Below are 17,427 nucleotides of genomic sequence, written 5' to 3'. Positions count from 1 at the left end.
AAAAAAATAGCCCTACCGACCAAAGTCAGCAGGGCTAAGTACCCGAGAGAGGACTTGAACCTCCACGCCCGTAAGGGCATACGCACCTGAAGCGCACGCGTCTACCAATTCCGCCACTCGGGCATCGGAATCAAGACTCCAAAGTTAAGAAGATTTTTGGGCTAAATCATCATTTTAGTTGAGCAATCTCAAAGATTTTTTAACAGATCTGTCAATCTCTCCCACGACGCATTACGTGCCTTCACATTGGGATCATCAGTGGCCGCATTGGGGTCGTCGCCCCGGCGCATAAAAGCATGTCCGGCTCCCTCATAGATCTCATATTCATAGGTATTGCCAAAGTCTTTCATAGCGGCTTCTGAAGCTTCTATAGTGGAATTAACACGGGCGTCATTTCCTCCGTAAAATCCGTAAACGGGTACTTGTATGCTGCGGTAAGCCTCAGCTTCAGAAGGGCCGGTTCCATAGAAAACAAAGGAAGCATCGATTTGATCTCCGGCATTGGTGGCAAAACGAAAGGATTGAGAACCTCCCCAGCAAAACCCAACTACTGCAAGCTGACCATTACCCGCTGCAATGGTTTTTGCGTAGTCCAGAACATTCATCAGGTCTGTGGTCACATGCTCAGGTTGCAGGGCGTAGATCGCTTCACGGGCGGCATCTGAGTTTTCAAAATCGGAGGTTTTCTCAATGCCCTCAACGGTATTTGAAATAAGATCGGGAGCGATGGCTATGAAGCCTTTCTCAGCCAGTTGGTCAGTAAAGCTTCTGGCCCAGTCGTTTAGTCCACGGTTTTCATGGATAACGATAACAACAGGAGCCGCATCCGCCGACTCAGGATAGGCTACAAAATTATGAAGGGTTCTGTCATTAGACTCAATAGTCACCCATTCGTGATGGCGTGGTGAATTTTCGAGTTGTTCAACGGCATAATCCTGCGCAAAAGCAGAGATGGTGAAAAGAAATACGAAGGTGGTTAAAAGTAGATATTTCATGGTCAAAGGTATTTGGTTAAGTGTCTTTGTAACCGGCCTTTCAGTTAAATCATTTCATCCCAAAAATTCAAAGATTGAGGAAAAGTAGAATAATGTGTGTGTCTGGGGTATAAATTCATTTTGATCACTGATCTTTGTCACTAAACCTAAATCAAAGAAACATTCCAAACTGTCACTCAACTTTAATATCTTCCATGCTCAGTAAATCTTGACCGAAACGGATCTGAATGAGCACGATTGATCACGAGAAATATGAGGCTGTGATAGGCCTTGAAGTTCATGCACAGTTACTTACCGAAAGTAAGGCTTTTGCACCGGTTAAACCGGAATATGGGGCAGCACCAAACACACAGGTTACCCCGCTTTGTCTGGGTCACCCGGGCACCTTGCCGGTTGTAAATGAAAACCTGGTGCGTTATATCATCAAAATGGGATTGGCCACTCAATGTGATGTGGCAGATAAATCGATATTTGCCCGTAAAAATTACTTTTACCCGGATCTTCCCAAAGGATATCAGATCTCACAGTTTGATACACCTATTTGTTATGATGGTTTCGTGGATATTCAACTCGAAGATTATGACAAACGAATTGGAATCACACGCATCCATATGGAAGAGGATGCCGGTAAGTCTATTCATGATCAGGATCCCTATAATACGCTGGTTGACCTCAACCGTGCCGGTACTCCATTGATCGAGATCGTATCGGAGCCGGATCTTCGCACTCCACAGGAGGCTTATGCCTACTTATCCAAGATCAAACAGATCGTTCAGTATCTGGAGATCTGTGATGGTAATATGGAGGAAGGCAGCCTAAGGTGCGATGCAAACGTATCGGTTCGCCCACGAGGGCAGGAAGAATTCGGAACCCGAACCGAGTTAAAGAATATGAACTCGTTCCGTAATGTAGAGAGAGCTATCCACTATGAGATCTACCGACAGATCGAACTCATCGAAGAAGGTGGTGAAGTGGTTCAGCAAACCCGCCTCTGGGATACTTCCAAGATGCAGAGTCGTCCCATGCGTTCAAAGGAAGAGGCACATGATTATCGTTATTTTCCGGAACCGGACCTGCCACCGATCAGGGTTACAGAGCAGATGCTCACTGATATCAGGGAGGAATTACCTGAACTTGCGGATGTACGCCGTAAACGGTTTATTGAAGAATACGGCATGAGTGTAGATGACGCCGTCACTATCACGGACAGCCGGTATCTGGCAGATTACTATGAAGAGGTTGTGGATCATTTGGGTAATCCAAAATCAGCTTCAAATATTGTGCTGAGCGAAGTGTTGCGGGTATTGAACGAGAAAAGTATTGATATACGGGAATTCCCGATCTCAGCTGAAAGGGTATCAAAGCTGGTTAAATTAAAAGAGGACGATAAGATCAACTCCTCTGCTATGCAGGATATCTTCAACGAAATGTTGGTGAAAGATGAAGATCCTGAGGAAATGGCCAAAGAAATGAACCTGATTCAGGTTTCTGATTCCGGATTTCTCGAGCCTATCGTGGATGAGATCATCGAAAATAACCCGGATGAAGTACAACGCTATAAGGAAGGCAAAAAACAACTCATCGGATTTTTTATTGGACAGGCCATGAAAGCCTCTCAGGGTAAAGCAAATCCGAAACTGGTTAAAGATCTAATCACTAAAAAGCTAAACGACTGAAAATACAGTCTTTAAAACTCTTATGAAAAAACTTACGCTATTAGCTGCATTAACTGTATTGCTACTAACCGTTGCGTGTTCAAACAGATCTGATGTCAAAAATACGATCGTCACCGGTTCCATTACTGTGGCAGATTCCATTGACAGCAGTGGGGATTATTCAGGCATCGGTGTGACCATTGTAAAACGGGATTCTTCGAATGCCCCCATTGATACTCTTTTTCATTCATTGACTGATCAATCCGGAAATTTTGAGGGTACCGCAAATTTTCCCGACAGGAACTACTATCCAATGATCATCAGCCGAAATAACAATGATCTTGCAACGCTTAGGGTCATTCTGGCTGAAAATGATACCCTTCGGATCAATGCACAGCTTCCGGACATTCAACAGACTTTGAGCATCGACTCGAAAGAGCATGAAGCCATGCAAACCCTGAACCGCGTGGATCGAAGTTTTCAGCGTGTGGGTGCTTTTATTATGGGTGGAGCCGTACCTGATTCTCAGATACTGGATGAAACCAAGAAATGGTCAGAATTGTACTGGCAGGTGTATGAAGCCCATGAAAATACAATGGCTTCCTATCTGGCAGCAGAAAAAACCATTGAGTTGCTGGGTAACTGGGATTCTGAAGCTATGCTTAACAGAATTGACGAGACCCTTCCCGCTGACTACATGTTCTCCGTTGCACTTAGATATGGGAAACCCTACATCGCTCAGAGTAAAGGTTTTGATGCCGCTTCCGGATATCTGGATTCACTGATACAGATATCAGAAAACGAGGATGTAACCGAATTTATAGAACGGGATAAGATACAGATGTACTTCGACAGCTCCCGGATAGGAGAAGCAAAGGACCTTTTGGATATTTATGAACAGGATTATTCTGACAGCCCATCCTCAAAAAAATGGATCCGTCGTATTAGGTACGACCTAAATTATCTGGCACCGGGTGTGGATGCTCCTGATTTTTCGTTTGTTACCATGGAAGGCGATACTGTAAATAATCAGAGTCTGAATGGGTCAACGTATATCATAGAGATCTCGCCACTTGCCAATTTTGAATATCAGAACGATTACGACCGAACGATGGTGATCGGTGAGATCTACAAAAACTATGGACTTAAGATATTTACTATACCGCTGGACCAAAGTGAAGTAACCGTCAATGCCTTTTTTGAAGAACGGCGTAAAGCCTGGCCGGTTGCAAAACTTGGATCATTCGATGTTCAGCAGATCATACAAAAATTTAATGTGGTTCAGGTCCCAACCCGTATTCTTGTTGACAAGAATGGGGTCGTTATCAGGAAATACGAAAGAAATGAATTTTCCGAGGTCATACAGGGCTTGAACCGGGCATTCAGTGAATCTAACTCACCAAGTTAATTTTTAAAACACTCACATCATGCGAAGACTACTTATAGCCGGTAACTGGAAAATGAACTGCGGTCCATATGACGCCGCCGAATTATTGGAAGGTCTCAAAGAGAAAAAATCAGAGATCGATGAAAATGTGGATGTGTTGGTTTGTCCTCCCTTTGTTTCCATTGGAATGGCAGTGAAGTACTTATATGACACGGATATTCAGGTGGGAGCCCAGAACCTGCATTTTGAGGAAAATGGAGCGTACACCGGAGAGATCAGTGGAAGCATGCTGGCTGAAAGCGGATGCAACTATGTGATCATTGGTCACTCAGAACGTCGGCAGTATTTTGGCGAAACGGATGCCACGGTCAATAAACGGGTTCATAAAGCCATTGAGCATAAATTAGCTCCCATTGTCTGTGTAGGTGAAAGCCTTGATCAGCGAAAATCTAACGAACACTTTGGGCTTGTAAAAAATCAGGTGACGGCTGCCCTTCATGATGTTTCAGAAAAAGATGTTTTGGATGTTGTGATCGCTTATGAACCGATCTGGGCAATTGGAACCGGTGAAACGGCTAGCCCTGATCAGGCTCAGGAAATGCATGAACATATTCGTTCAATTCTCGCTGAACTTTATGATGAAGACACGGCTGAGCAGATCAACATTCTTTACGGTGGAAGTATGAAGCCCGGCAATGCTAATGAGCTGTTAAGCCTGCAGGATGTTGATGGCGGATTGATCGGTGGTGCATCATTAGATGCAGACAGTTTTTCTGAGATCATAACCATAGCTGAAGACCTGGCCTGAGCCATGAAATATAATGTACTCCTGATCGGCAGTGGCGGGCGTGAGCATGCGCTGGCCCGTGCTATTTCTGAATCATCTCAATTAACCAAGTTATACATAGCTCCCGGTAATCCGGGTACCGCACAGAGCGGTGAAAATGTCTCCCTGGATGTATCTGACCTGGATGCAGTCTGGGATTTTATTCAGAAGAAGAACATTGATGTGACAGTGGTTGGTCCGGAGCAACCACTCGTGGATGGCATGGCCAATTTTCTGGAGGCCAAAGGTCATGCGGTCTTTGGCCCCAAACTTCAGGCTGCTATGCTGGAAGGAAGTAAGGAATTTGCCAAGGAATTCATGGAACGGCACAATATCCCGACCGCGGCATATCGTGTCTTTGATCAGGAGCATTTTGATGAAGCCGCTGAGTACATCAAGGAGCAGGGACAATATCCTGTGGTACTTAAGGCAGACGGTCTTGCAGGAGGCAAGGGTGTATTTATTCCTGAAACGGAAGCAGAAGCCCTTGAAGTGCTGGAAGAACTTAAAAACAGCGACTCTCTTAAAAAAGCGGCCAGCCGGCTGGTGATTGAGGAATTCATGGTGGGTGAAGAAGCCTCTGTGTTTGCGATCTCAGATGGAACTTCCTGGAAAGTGATCGGAAATGCTCAGGATCATAAGCGCATTGGTGAAGGTGATACCGGCCTGAACACGGGAGGGATGGGAGCCTATTCTCCGGCGCCTGTAGTTACTGAAGAGATCCTGAAGCGCGTTGAGAATGAGATCATTGAGCCGACCATAGCCGGAATGAAAGAGGAGGGTAATCCTTATTCAGGTATTCTTTATTGTGGTTTGATGATCACAAAGGAAGGACCAAAAGTAGTGGAATATAACTGCCGCTTTGGGGATCCCGAATGTCAGGTGATCCTGCCGCGCATGCAGTCAGATCTTCTTGAGATCATTATTGCAACTACCAGTGGGGAACTCGGAAAAACTGATATTCAGTTTGATGATGAGGTGAGATGTTGTGTGGTACTTGCCTCAGGGGGATATCCTGAATCCTACGATAAAGGCAAAGAAATTACCGGATTGGATGAGGTGGAAAATGCCATCGTATTTCATGCCGGGACCAAAGAGAAGGATGGCAAGCTTTATACCAACGGGGGACGAGTATTGAACATCGTTGGTTCGGGTACTGATCTCGAAACAGCCATTAAAAATACTTACGAAGAGGTCAAAAAAGTGCACTTTGATAAAGCGTACTATCGCTCCGATATAGGTGCCAAAGGGTTGAAGTACTGAATATTGAATACTGAATATCGAATAACGAACACTGAAGTTATACTTTTTAAAAAAGTATTCGATAGATATTCCGATGTCATAAAACCATTTCGAAATTCAGTATTCCCCGTTCGATATTCGATATTCATTTTAGCATTGTTACTGAGCTCAAATTATGCCTTCGCTCAGTCATTCCAAATGATCTATTCTGATCTGGATAATGCTACCTCCCTATCCGTAACCCAAAATGCTATTTACATCGTTGAGCAAGGCAAAGATCGATTGTTGAAACTGGATCATACAGGTAAAGTACTGGATACGATTGGTGGAAGGGGAAGCGGAGACTATGAATTCAGTAAACCTGTGGATGTGGATGCCACAAACGGACTCAAGATCTTCATCACAGATCAAAATAACCGCAGGATCCAGGTGTTTGACCGGCGCGGACAATTTCTCAGCAGTATAAGTGAACATGCAACATTTGTGAATTCGCGGAGGTATCAGCCTGATCAGATATCAGTGAGCCGTTTAGGTGAAATTTATTTCTGGGACAAAGAATCCAGGTTGATCCGGCGTTATGATCTGGATTATAATTTTGAAGATGAATTTCGCATCAGTTCTGATATCAGAACGGTGGATGATCTTCAGGTTACATCTACAGAGTTACTTATTTTGGAGAGAGCATCTGAAACTGTTCACAGGCTTTCGCCCAATGGTGGTAATTCCGGATTCTATCCGATCAAGGATATAAAAGCATTTTATGTAAACGAAGAAGGGCTGTGGCAGGCTTTTGAAGATCGGGTGATTTTAGAAGCTGAAAACGCTGATATACAAGAATTCGAATTTGGTAAAATAGTGCGACCAATAGATATGCATGTTCAATCCGGCTCAATTTATATCTTGACGAGGAGCGACTTATATAAGATCGAAAATGGATCAAGATGATCACCCCTGATCACATATTTGATGAACAATCAAGCTTTGAACAAAAAGCATTACGGGTTTTTGAATATCAGAGAACAAATAACCCGGTTTATAAACGCTTCTTTAATGCTTTGGGTATCAAAGAACCTGCTTTTGCAAGTGACATCCCATTGCTACCGATACAAGCCTTCAAGGATGCAAAAATAATCACTTCCGAAATTGACTCACCATTATATTTCCAAAGCAGTGGAACGACGGGAATGGTAAGAAGCCGTCATTACATTCAGGATCCGGAGCTGTATCAGCGATCCATCATTCAAGGAATGCTGCAGTTCTATGATCTGGAGGAGTATGTGACCTGGGCTTACACACCGGGGTATAACTCTAACTCCAATTCCTCTTTGATCTGGATGCTAAATACTTTGATCAAAAGGGATGAATCCGGTTTGAGTAAGTTTCTGGAATTAGGAGAACCTCTGAATGAATCAGAACTCAGGGAGATCCAAAGATCCGGAAAGAAATTGATGCTCTTCGGAGCCGCTTTTGGTCTGCTTGATGTGCTTGATAAACACCCCAGTCAGTTACCGAGGGATAGTGTGATCCTTGAAACGGGCGGAATGAAAACCCACCGCCGTGAGATCACTAAGGAGCAACTACACAAGCAACTGGCTGAGGGGTTTGGTCTTCCCGAATCTCAGATCCATTCCGAGTATGGCATGACAGAGTTACTCTCACAGGCTTATGCTCAAGGCAGTCTATGGTTTAAAAGTGTGCCATGGATGAAGGTCAGTATCCGCGATCCTAAAGCTCCTTTGAAGGAAGTACCATTGGGTGAAGAGGGACTGATCGGGGTGATCGACCTGGCAAATCTTTATTCCTGCTCCTTTATTTTGACCGGGGATAAAGGCATTCAAAAGGAAGACGGAGCATTTCAGGTATTGGGACGGTGGAATCTGCAGAATTTACGTGGCTGTAACTTTTTGATAGAACGGGATTGAGTTGGAAGAAAGCACATATCGACCATATGATAGGGGCCACAAAAAAATGGCTCGATCCTGAAAACCCACATCTGCAGGAAGCGATCAGTAAAACCGCTTCTGAAGGGTTATTCAGTTTGCAGGATGTTTACCATCAATTGAGTGTACTTCGTGGAAATGTTGAAAACGGAGATATACAGGAATGGGTAAAAAGGGCAGAATTAAGTAATGAGCAAAACGCCAAAGTCAGAAAGGTGTTATGCCTGCATGCCGGCAATTTACCCCTCGTAGGATTTCAAACGGCTTTGGGGGTGATCCTGTCGGGAGCCGATTATTATGGGAAGGTCTCCCGCAAAGATCCCTATTTACTTTCGTCCTTTTTGGAGGAAATTCAACGTTCTGATCCTGAACAGAAGATCAGCTATTCAAGGGATCTAAATAGTTTTGAGGATCTGAAAGCTGACAAGGTCGTATTTGCAGGTTCTGAAGAATCGGTTTCGGATGTAAAGGCTGAGATCAAACGACTTAAAGCCGCAAAACAGGGTGCGGAATATATTATCCGAACGGCCAAGTTCTCGATCGCTTATCTGGATGAATGGAATGCGGACGTCAGGCAAGACCTGACTGAAGCCATGCTCAGGTATGGAGGAAAAGGTTGTCGCTCGGTGGCGGTGGTCGTAGCTCCCTTTGGTTTGGATGAAGTTAGAGAGGAACTGAAACAGGCGATCAATTCCTACTGGAAACAAAATCCACAGTACCAAAAGCCGACTTCCGACCTCAAGTACCAGTATGCCTACAACGAAGGAATTCAGCAAAACCAGTTATGGCTGAATGATTTCCTGATACAGGAATCGGAAGAACTTCCGGACACAGACTTTACGGTCAATTGGGTGAATGGGGGTAAGGATACAGTTAGAGACCTGAGAATCTCGTTTGGTCAAATGGTACAATCGGTTTATACCTGTGAGGAAGTGATTGAGGGAATTGATACGGAGCCGTTGAGTTCAGCCCAAAGCCCCCCACTATATTGGAAGCCGGATGGGGTGGATGTGATCAAGGCTGTAGTTGGGTAGAACTCCAATGTGAATACCATCAAATAAATCATCCGGAAAAACCATTTCAATGGTTTCAATAATGGCTTATCTTTGGGGTTCGCAATAGAAGAAACTTTCAAATATTCATCAATGCATTCCTACAAGCCGGAAAAGATCGAGTCCAAATGGCAAAAGTACTGGCTCGAGAACAAGACCTTCAAAACCCCAACTGATACTACCAAGCCAAAGTACTACGTATTAGATATGTTTCCGTATCCCAGTGGGGCTGGATTGCATGTAGGTCACCCCGAGGGTTATACCGCAACGGATATCATCTCACGCTACAAGCGAATGAATGGGTTCAATGTGTTGCACCCGATCGGTTGGGATGCCTTTGGGTTGCCGGCCGAACAGTATGCGGTTAAAACCGGTACCCATCCCCGGATCACCACTGAAAAGAATATCAATAAATTCCGCGAGCAGCTTCAGGCGATCGGCTTCAGTTATGATTGGGATCGTGAGGTTAATACGACTGATCCGGATTACTACAAATGGACGCAATGGATCTTCCTTCAGCTCTACAAAAAAGGGCTGGCTTATGAAGATGAGGTAGCCGTGAACTGGTGTCCTGAGCTGGGAACCGTGTTGGCAAATGAGGAAGTCATTGATGGAAAAAGTGAGGTCGGCGGTCATCCGGTAATTCGCAAGCCGATGCGCCAATGGGTACTAAAGATCACCAAATACGCTGAGGAGCTTCTGGAAGGATTGGATGACCTGGACTGGTCGGAATCCCTGAAAGATATGCAGCGTAACTGGATCGGGAAATCCATAGGTGCTGAGGTTGATTTTGAAATAGATGGGTATGACGAGGAACTCCGTGTCTTCACAACCCGCCCGGATACCATCTTTGGAGCCACGTACATGGTATTGGCCCCGGAACACCATCTGGTTGATAAGATCACGACGGAAGAGCAAAAAGAAGCGATTGAGAATTATAAGGAAGAAGCTGCCAAGAAGTCTGATCTGGAGCGACAGGAATTAAATAAGGATAAAACCGGAGCCTTTACAGGGGCCTATGCGGTCAATCCGGCCAATGGGAAAAAGATCCCGATCTGGATAGCGGATTATGTGTTAGCCAGTTATGGAACCGGAGCCATCATGGCAGTACCGGGACAGGATGAGCGTGATTGGGAATTCGCTGAGAAATTTGACCTGGAGATCGTTCGTACGGTTCAAACCCCTAAAGATTTTGAAGGAAAAGCTTATACCGGTGAAGGCCCGGCTATCAATAGTGATTTTCTCAACGGACTGGAGATAGAAGCCGCCAAGAAGAAGATCATCGCATGGCTGGAAGAGAAGGGAGCTGGTAAGAAATCCGTGAATTATAAACTGAGAGACTGGCTGTTTTCACGTCAGCGTTATTGGGGTGAGCCGTTTCCGATCATTCATGTGGATGGAGAGCATAAGGCATTGCCGGAATCAGAGCTGCCGGTCACCCTTCCCGAAGTGGATAAATATCAGCCCACCGGTGATGGGGAACCACCACTGGCAAACGCCAAAGACTGGGTCAATACTACCGACCCCGAAACCGGAAAGCCGGCTAAGCGCGAAACCAATACCATGCCTCAGTGGGCCGGATCATGTTGGTATTACCTGCGTTACATCAGCCCGGAATTTGATGGGGGGCCTGTGGATCCTGATTATGAAAAATATTGGATGCCGGTGGACCTATACGTTGGTGGAGCCGAACATGCAGTTCTTCACCTATTGTATGCCCGATTCTGGCATAAGGTGCTGTATGATATTGGCGTGGTTTCAACCAAAGAGCCGTTTCAGAAGCTGGTGAATCAGGGGATGATACTGGGTGAAATGGAATTTACCGGCCCCGATGGTGATAAGCTATCTGATGATAAGGTTGAAAAGAAAGGCGAAGGATTCGTTCTTAAAGGAACCGATACCAAGGTAGAAGCCCGTGCTCACAAAATGTCTAAAAGCCGTGGGAACGTGATCAATCCCGATCATATCATCGAGCAGTACGGGGCTGATTCCCTGCGCCTCTACGAAATGTTTATGGGGCCACTGGAACAGGTTAAACCATGGAGTACCAAAGGAGTAGAAGGGGTGAACCGATTCCTGAACCGTGTTTGGAGACTATTGGTGGATGAAGACACCGGTGAGATCTCAGATAAGGTCAAAGAAATAGAAGCGACCAAAGAACACCTGAAACCACTGCATGAAGCCATTAAAAAGGTAAGCGAGGATATAGAAAACTTGAGGCTAAATACAGCCATTTCGGCCTTGATGATCTTTGTAAATGAAGCCAATAACTGGAAGCAAATTCCGAGATCCGTAGCCAAAGAATTCATACAGATCCTGAATCCGTTTGCCCCTCATATTACCGAAGAACTCTGGACCATGCTGGGTGAAGAGGATACTATTGCTTATTCAGAATGGCCGGAATTCAATGAAGAATACCTCAAGGATGATACGGTTACCTATCCGGTTCAGGTGAATGGGAAGGTCCGGGCAGATATTGAAGTGGATGCTGATAAAGCCAAAGATAAGGACTACGTGCTTGGTCTTGCCAAAGAAGAGGAAAACGTAGCCAAATACCTGGAAGAGGGTAATTTGGTGAAGGAGATCTTTGTGCCGGGACGTATCGTGAATCTGGTGGTGAAGTAATAACCCTGAAAGATGGGACGATGAGAATCGAACTTGGTTCCCTCAGTTAATATCATTTGCATGATATGTGGACACTATGCGGATGATTGTTATACGTCATTTGGTGGCCAAATGACCCACTAATAGAATAGTATCCCTCAGCTATGTTTACCAATAACACAATTTAATGGGTAAAACTAAGTTGGCAGTTTACGTCCACTGAGGGATAAATATATAACAGATTAAATATTCACTTCCTTTGGGTTCGGGCCATATTGGTTACTGCCCGGATGACTATCGAGTACCAGCAAGACTAAGAGCCAGATGAAACCAATAATTGGTATAAACGCTATTAAAAGCATCCATCCGCTTTTACCTATATCGTGAAGTCTTCTAACCCCAACCGCTACTCCGGGTATTAACACAAAGAGACTATATAGCCCACTAAGAACACCTAAGCCGGATTGTGCTTCATAGGTGCCAATCAAACCGTCAAGAAAACCAAGGATGAATGCAATGACCATATTGATAAGAACGAACATCCAGTATTCTTTTCTTCGGGCTCTGCCGTTGAAGTCAGCGTATTGTTTCAAAACTTTTAAGTACCAATTCATAATGTTGCCTTTAGTTTTTTTCTATCTGTTTGGCTGATAGAATTCACCCCGTTTATTAAGTGGTTTCAGGACTCCACATGATTTACTATTTATACATCAGGTAATTATGTTGGTTTATAAAAACCTGATTTGTTAGATAGGTGCCCATAACATCAATGAATCATGAATGTTATACCTATTGTTAATAAATAATGCGGATAAAATGGAAAAATCAGAGTTGATTTCAAAAAATAGATGCCCCTACATATATTTATCAATCTGAGTTCGATTTGAAAAGTAACTTTTATAATAAGCCTGAACAGTCGATCTGACTGGAGCTGTTGGTATTAGCGATTGTTAGCCAAAGTGCTTTCTTATTTCATCCCTTATTTTTTCTGGATCTTGACGACCATCAATTAAGTTCATTATAAAAATTGAATCGCCTTGAATTTCGTATAAAATTATCGTGTGTTTGGTGACAACACATTTTCTCAAGTTGGATTCTAAAATACTTGATGGGAACGCTTTGGGATTCTTTTTGATGGATTCCACTTTCGCATTTAGGCTTTTCAAAAACTTTTTTTTCGTCTCTTCTGACCATTCTTCTTTTAGATATTCAAGAAGTTTTTCCAACTTTAAAACCGATAACCGAGAAAAACGAACGTTCACGAAACTCGTTTAATAATTGATTCCCAATCTTCAGTCTCTCCGTTTTTAACTTGTTTTCTGCTTATTTCAATTTCATCCTTTTGTTCTTCTGTCAGATCCAGCCAAAAATCGCTTTTTTCTTTTTTTAGTTCTTTCAAAATCCGGTTCAGTAAATCGTGACTCTCTGTTTCAAGAATTAAGCGGGTAAGCTCTATTTTTAGTGTTTTAGTATCCATGATTGAGAATTTTTCTAGAAAATAATGAAATCCATTTACATATAATATTACGGTTTCGCATTTTGCCTAACGGTTTGGCTAAGAAACGTGCGGCTTTCAAACCGAAAATTTCATCGCCAAGATGAATTTGGATTGAAAAAATAATAAGTGAAAGTTAACCGTTCACGAGCATGTTTGCTTAGCGGTCACGTGTATGAGCAGTAGTGGATTTTACGCCTTAACTTTTCAGTTTGTAAGATACTTAAATTAAATCAAAAACGGTTCGAGTTGGCACTCAAACCGCTATTGCTTATACACATTGTTGGCAGTTCGTTGTTTTTAAAGTTTATTTAGTTTGCAATTACATCATTGTCCCAATGTTCATCGGCTTTTCCATCTACAAAACGCCATTGGTCAAACCAAGTGGTGGTGTAAGTTTTGGAAGGGACTTTAGGATGCTTTACCTCTCGAATAAAAGCAACTGTTACTAAATCGCCTTCCACTACAACCGATACCACTTTCGTTTTTATTTTATGAATATCCGCAAGTTTACCTTTAATTTTGCATATTAGGGCTCTATACTAATGAAAATGAATTTAGGCATAGAAACGGATAATCATATCATTTTTTTAGAGTTTGTAGATTTCTTTTAAACTGTCCTTCAAGTTGGTTGGTTTGCGACCAAGCAATTTTTCCAAGTCGTTTGTCACGATTTCGTATTGTTCATTTTTTATATCAGTCGAAAAACCTGTCGCTATGAAAATTCCAATTTCAGGAACTCCAATTTGTTTAAGTTGCTCTGTAAATACCGAAGCTTCAATATCAGTGTAGGTAACTGATTTTCCCGAAAGTTCGGAAAGTATTTTCGCAACGTCATGGTATGAATACAACTCGTTGCCGGCTATTTCATAGGTTTTGTTCTCGTGTCCGCTTTGCAACAACACATTGGCTGCGGCTTCGCCCATTTCTCTGCGAAGTGCATAAGGCACTTTGCCATTTGCCGAAGGCAAATAAATACCTGTTTCTAAAACTTTTTCGCCAACAAAAAATGGTATTCCGTCCGCATAAAGATTGTGGCGAAGTATGGTATTGGCCATACCACTTTCTTTAATATAATCTTCTGTTTGAAAGTGGCTTTCCATAAACGATTTTATCGCCGAAGTTTTTACATCTTTCAGAGAAACGCCCGTGTACACAATATGTTTTACACCTACTTTTTTTGCAGCGTCCACCACATTTTTGTGCTGTTGCAATCTGTTTTGGTCAGCCCCCGAAATGAGAAATACTTTATCGATGCCTTGCATTGCTTTGTCAAGAGAAGAAGTGTCGTCATAAGTTCCTATTCGAACTTCAATGCCTTTTTCTTTCAAATATTTTGCTTTGTTTTCGTCTCTGGCGAATGCTACAATGTTGCTTGCTTCTGTGCTTTTTAGCAAATGCTTTATTGTCGCTGAACCTAAATGCCCTGTTGCTCCTGTTACTAAAATCATATTTTTTTTGTTTTTGAAAATTAATAAATTACTTTTGTTTCACAAAGTAACTAATAATAGTTTTAATAAGTAACTTGTTACCAAAAGGTAACTTAAAAAAGCGGTAACCAAATGGTAACTAAAACAACAGAAAATACTAAATGTCCTGTAGCTGCAACACTCGAATTGATTGGTGGAAGATGGAAAACACCTATCTTGTATTGTCTTGCTTTTGGTACTAAACGCTTTGGTGAAATTGCCGTCCGCATTCCAAATATCTCAAGAAAGGTGCTAACCGAACAATTAAAGGATTTGGAAAAAGACGGTTTAATCAGTCGAAAACAATACAAAGAAATCCCGCCAAGAGTAGAATATTCGCTTACCGATTTGGGTAAAAGTCTGTCTCCAATTTTCGATGAAATTGCAGCGTGGGGAAATCAAAATATTTTGGCTAAACCTTAAAGGCTGTCGTTGTAGACCGCGTTTCGTTACAATGACTGCCAACATTGGCATATAGCCAACGCTATTGAGGTTATCCTTGCTTCGTACGCAAGTTTTATTCATGTTATTCTTAAAATATTGAGGATAAAATGAAGAAATCGGAATTAATATCAAAGTACGAACATCAGCTTACGCTAAAGAATTATAGTGAGAATACACTTAAAGCTTACCTGAATGGATTGAATATTTTCCTTCAGTATCTCAGCTTAAATCAGATCCCTGAAGTTTCTTCAAAAGAATTGGACCTATTCTTTCATCATTGTAAAAAGGAGCTGGGTTACAGTTACTCCATGATGAAGCAATTGCTTGCTTCCGTTAAGTTTTTATATGAAGAGGTTTTAAATGAGAGCATTGATTTTGATTTCAACATCAAAATGAAGAAGCCCAGTAGAATTCCGGTAGTACTTTCGGTTCAAGAAGTAGAGAGGTTTCTGAATTCATTCACCAACATAAAGCATAAGGCCATTTTCACTATGATCTATTCGGCAGGTCTACGAATTGGGGAACTTCTGAATCTGAAAATCAGAGATATTGACTCCGACCGCATGCAAATCCGAATTCATCAAGGAAAGGGACAAAAAGACCGATATTCCATTTTGTCTGAAAAAGTGCTGACTTTACTACGAGATTACGTAAAGGAATATCAGCCAAAAGAATATTTATTTGAAGGGCAGGGTGGAGGTAAATATTCTTCATCTTCAATTCAGGCTTTGATGAGAAAGCACAAAAAATTGTGTAAGATCAATAAAAAGGCCACACCCCACACACTCAGGCATAGTTTTGCTACTCATTTGCTGGATAATGGTACTGATACAAGATTCATACAAGAACTATTGGGGCATAAACATATTTCAACCACTCAAATTTATACTCATGTATCTTCGCGAACACTTAAAGAGGTCAAAAGTCCGGTTGAAAATCTGAATCTTTAACTAAGTAGGTGGATGTCCAAACAAGCTTAAGCAATAGGTCTAACTATTAAAAAGCCCATTCGAGATTCGAACAGGCTTTATAAATGGAGGTAATATCAATCTTTCTTATCGGTCTTCAACCGGCACCCAATCCAGGTGTTTTTCTCCAACGTAAAGAGCACGTGGACGGATCAGTCGGTTGTTGGCCGCTTGCTCAATGTAGTGTCCTGTCCATCCGGAAACACGACTCATTGTAAAGATGGTGGTATAAAGGTCAGGTTGAATTCCAATGGAGTAATACACAGTGGCTGAAAAGAAATCCACGTTAGGATCAATATTCTTTTCATTTTTCATGGTATTGAGCATATCCATAGACCACTTGTAAAGTTCCTGATGTCCGGTTTCTTCAGACAGATCTTTTGCCATGGTTTGAAGCAATCGGGCACGAGGGTCAAAGGTCTTGTACACACGGTGACCAAAGCCCATGATCTTCTCTTTGCTCTCAAGTTTCTTTTTGGTGAAAGCTACAGCGTCGGCATCATCACCTTGTTCCTTCAGCTCAAGCAGGGTATTCATAACCGCTGTGTTGGCGCCACCGTGCAGTGGACCTTTAAGAGCTCCAATAGCTCCGGTGATGGCAGAGTACATATCAGATTGAGTAGCTCCAATAGTACGGGCTGTGAAGGTGGAAGCATTCATGCCATGTTCTGCGTGAAGTATCAGGCAGAGATCCATGGTCTTCTCAGCTTGCTCACCCGGTTTCTCGCCATTCAGCATGTAAAGAAAGTTATAAGCCGTGCTGCCTTCCTTAAGGGGAGCCACGATATCTTTACCATGACGAACACGATCAAATGCGGCTATAATAGTTGGGATCTTGGCTGTGATGGCTATGGCTTGTCCTTCAAAAAGAGTAGGGTCATATTTGCCTTTGGTGTCGTCAAAATCAGCCAGCATTGAAACAGCTGTTCTAAGCACAGCCATTGGTTCAGCATCTTTATCCGTGGCGTTGATATAATCCAGGATAGGCTGAGGGAGCTCCCGGTTTTCGATCAATAATGTCTTAAGACTTTCAAGCTCTTTGGCATTTGGGAGGCGGTCATTCCATAACAAAAAGCAAACTTCCTCAAAGGTTGCGTTTTCTGCCAGGGTGTCGATTAGATAACCCGAGTAGATCAATTCACCTTTCTGACCATCGATAAAACTCTTGGTCGTAGAAAAAGCTACGATTCCATCTAAACCTCTGTTAATGTGCGGATATTGTTGCTCGTCAAAGCCTGTGTGAATGCCTTCTGACATTGTTACTCCAAATTTTATTGTTAAAGATGTAGTACTCGATAAGAGCCAACTTAACGCTGTTAACGAATTTCACTTCCACAACGTTTAAAGTCG

At 42.8% G+C, this 17,427-nt stretch carries 16 protein-coding genes, 1 tRNA gene and 1 pseudogene; 10 read left to right on the top strand and 8 right to left on the bottom strand.

Translation table 11 applies throughout. The annotated features are described in order from the left end of the window. Positions 1 to 39 precede the first annotated feature (39 nt). Positions 40 to 123, bottom strand: a tRNA-Leu gene (locus C3B73_RS08640). 65 nt (positions 124 to 188) lie between these two features. After that, positions 189 to 995 (bottom strand): dienelactone hydrolase family protein, encoded by an 807-nt coding sequence (locus C3B73_RS08635; protein WP_103665199.1) that lies wholly within the window; start codon positions 993 to 995, stop codon positions 189 to 191. Positions 996 to 1,222: 227 nt separating this feature from the next. Between C3B73_RS08635 and gatB the strand changes: the two genes are divergently transcribed. The 8 genes from gatB to leuS all read left to right on the top strand — a co-directional run bounded on the left by gatB (position 1,223) and on the right by leuS (position 11,722). Continuing rightward, positions 1,223 to 2,671 (top strand): Asp-tRNA(Asn)/Glu-tRNA(Gln) amidotransferase subunit GatB, encoded by a 1,449-nt coding sequence (gene gatB / locus C3B73_RS08630; RefSeq protein WP_198597320.1) that lies wholly within the window; start codon positions 1,223 to 1,225, stop codon positions 2,669 to 2,671. A gap of 22 nt (positions 2,672 to 2,693) precedes the next feature. Next, positions 2,694 to 4,058, top strand: a complete 1,365-nt coding sequence (locus C3B73_RS08625) for a TlpA family protein disulfide reductase (RefSeq protein WP_103665198.1) — start codon at positions 2,694 to 2,696, stop codon at positions 4,056 to 4,058. 19 nt (positions 4,059 to 4,077) lie between these two features. Further along, on the top strand, positions 4,078 to 4,845 hold the full coding sequence (gene tpiA, locus C3B73_RS08620; protein WP_103665197.1) for a triose-phosphate isomerase: 768 nt from the start codon (positions 4,078 to 4,080) through the stop codon (positions 4,843 to 4,845). Positions 4,846 to 4,848: 3 nt separating this feature from the next. Further along, on the top strand, positions 4,849 to 6,126 hold the full coding sequence (gene purD / locus C3B73_RS08615; RefSeq protein ID WP_103665196.1) for a phosphoribosylamine--glycine ligase: 1,278 nt from the start codon (positions 4,849 to 4,851) through the stop codon (positions 6,124 to 6,126). A 177-nt stretch (positions 6,127 to 6,303) separates the two neighbouring features. Next, positions 6,304 to 7,050, top strand: coding sequence for an NHL repeat-containing protein (locus tag C3B73_RS08610; RefSeq protein ID WP_103665195.1), 747 nt, complete (start codon positions 6,304 to 6,306; stop codon positions 7,048 to 7,050). Next, positions 7,047 to 8,027, top strand: coding sequence for a LuxE/PaaK family acyltransferase (locus C3B73_RS08605; protein ID WP_103665194.1), 981 nt, complete (start codon positions 7,047 to 7,049; stop codon positions 8,025 to 8,027). The genes C3B73_RS08610 and C3B73_RS08605 overlap by 4 nt, the downstream gene beginning before the upstream one ends. Beyond that, positions 8,024 to 9,079: an acyl-CoA reductase gene (locus C3B73_RS08600; protein WP_232803110.1), complete on the top strand. Its 1,056-nt coding sequence runs from the start codon at positions 8,024 to 8,026 to the stop codon at positions 9,077 to 9,079. Before C3B73_RS08605 ends, C3B73_RS08600 begins: the two co-directional genes overlap by 4 nt. Positions 9,080 to 9,190: 111 nt before the next feature. Then, the gene (gene leuS, locus C3B73_RS08595; protein ID WP_103665192.1) at positions 9,191 to 11,722 is read left to right on the top strand and encodes a leucine--tRNA ligase; all 2,532 of its coding nucleotides are present in this window, start codon (positions 9,191 to 9,193) and stop codon (positions 11,720 to 11,722) included. Positions 11,723 to 11,943: 221 nt separating this feature from the next. Here the strand turns inward: leuS and C3B73_RS08590 are convergent, their stop codons facing one another. The 5 genes and pseudogenes from C3B73_RS08590 to C3B73_RS08570 all read right to left on the bottom strand — a co-directional run bounded on the left by C3B73_RS08590 (position 11,944) and on the right by C3B73_RS08570 (position 14,647). After that, a complete protein-coding gene (locus C3B73_RS08590) occupies positions 11,944 to 12,315 on the bottom strand; it encodes a DUF805 domain-containing protein (protein ID WP_103665191.1) in 372 nt (123 codons plus the stop codon). Between the two features lie 336 nt (positions 12,316 to 12,651). Next, on the bottom strand, positions 12,652 to 12,963 hold the full coding sequence (locus C3B73_RS08585; protein WP_103665190.1) for a type II toxin-antitoxin system RelE/ParE family toxin: 312 nt from the start codon (positions 12,961 to 12,963) through the stop codon (positions 12,652 to 12,654). Beyond that, positions 12,960 to 13,178: a hypothetical protein gene (locus C3B73_RS08580; RefSeq protein WP_103665189.1), complete on the bottom strand. Its 219-nt coding sequence runs from the start codon at positions 13,176 to 13,178 to the stop codon at positions 12,960 to 12,962. The genes C3B73_RS08585 and C3B73_RS08580 overlap by 4 nt, the downstream gene beginning before the upstream one ends. A gap of 329 nt (positions 13,179 to 13,507) precedes the next feature. Continuing rightward, positions 13,508 to 13,690 (bottom strand): annotated as a pseudogene (locus C3B73_RS08575) (nuclear transport factor 2 family protein); the annotation flags it as partial. Positions 13,691 to 13,786: 96 nt separating this feature from the next. Beyond that, a complete protein-coding gene (locus tag C3B73_RS08570) occupies positions 13,787 to 14,647 on the bottom strand; it encodes an SDR family oxidoreductase (RefSeq protein WP_103665188.1) in 861 nt (286 codons plus the stop codon). Positions 14,648 to 14,758: 111 nt separating this feature from the next. Here C3B73_RS08570 and C3B73_RS08565 point away from each other — a divergent pair, with 111 nt between their 5' ends. Together C3B73_RS08565 and xerA are read left to right on the top strand one after the other, a co-directional pair. Beyond that, complete coding sequence (locus tag C3B73_RS08565) at positions 14,759 to 15,088, top strand: winged helix-turn-helix transcriptional regulator (RefSeq protein WP_103665187.1); 330 nt, start codon at positions 14,759 to 14,761, stop codon at positions 15,086 to 15,088. A gap of 128 nt (positions 15,089 to 15,216) precedes the next feature. Beyond that, the gene (gene xerA / locus C3B73_RS08560; protein ID WP_103665186.1) at positions 15,217 to 16,059 is read left to right on the top strand and encodes a site-specific tyrosine recombinase/integron integrase; all 843 of its coding nucleotides are present in this window, start codon (positions 15,217 to 15,219) and stop codon (positions 16,057 to 16,059) included. Between the two features lie 105 nt (positions 16,060 to 16,164). On the opposite strand, the gene C3B73_RS08555 is transcribed toward xerA, so the two are convergent. Further along, positions 16,165 to 17,334 (bottom strand): citrate/2-methylcitrate synthase, encoded by a 1,170-nt coding sequence (locus C3B73_RS08555; RefSeq protein WP_103665185.1) that lies wholly within the window; start codon positions 17,332 to 17,334, stop codon positions 16,165 to 16,167. Positions 17,335 to 17,427: the final 93 nt, after the last annotated feature.

It is taken from the genome of Gracilimonas amylolytica (assembly GCF_002911695.1).
GTDB lineage: Bacteria > Bacteroidota > Rhodothermia > Balneolales > Balneolaceae > Gracilimonas > Gracilimonas amylolytica.
The sequence above is the reverse complement of the archived record's forward strand: the minus strand, read 5'-3'. Positions and strand labels throughout refer to the sequence as shown.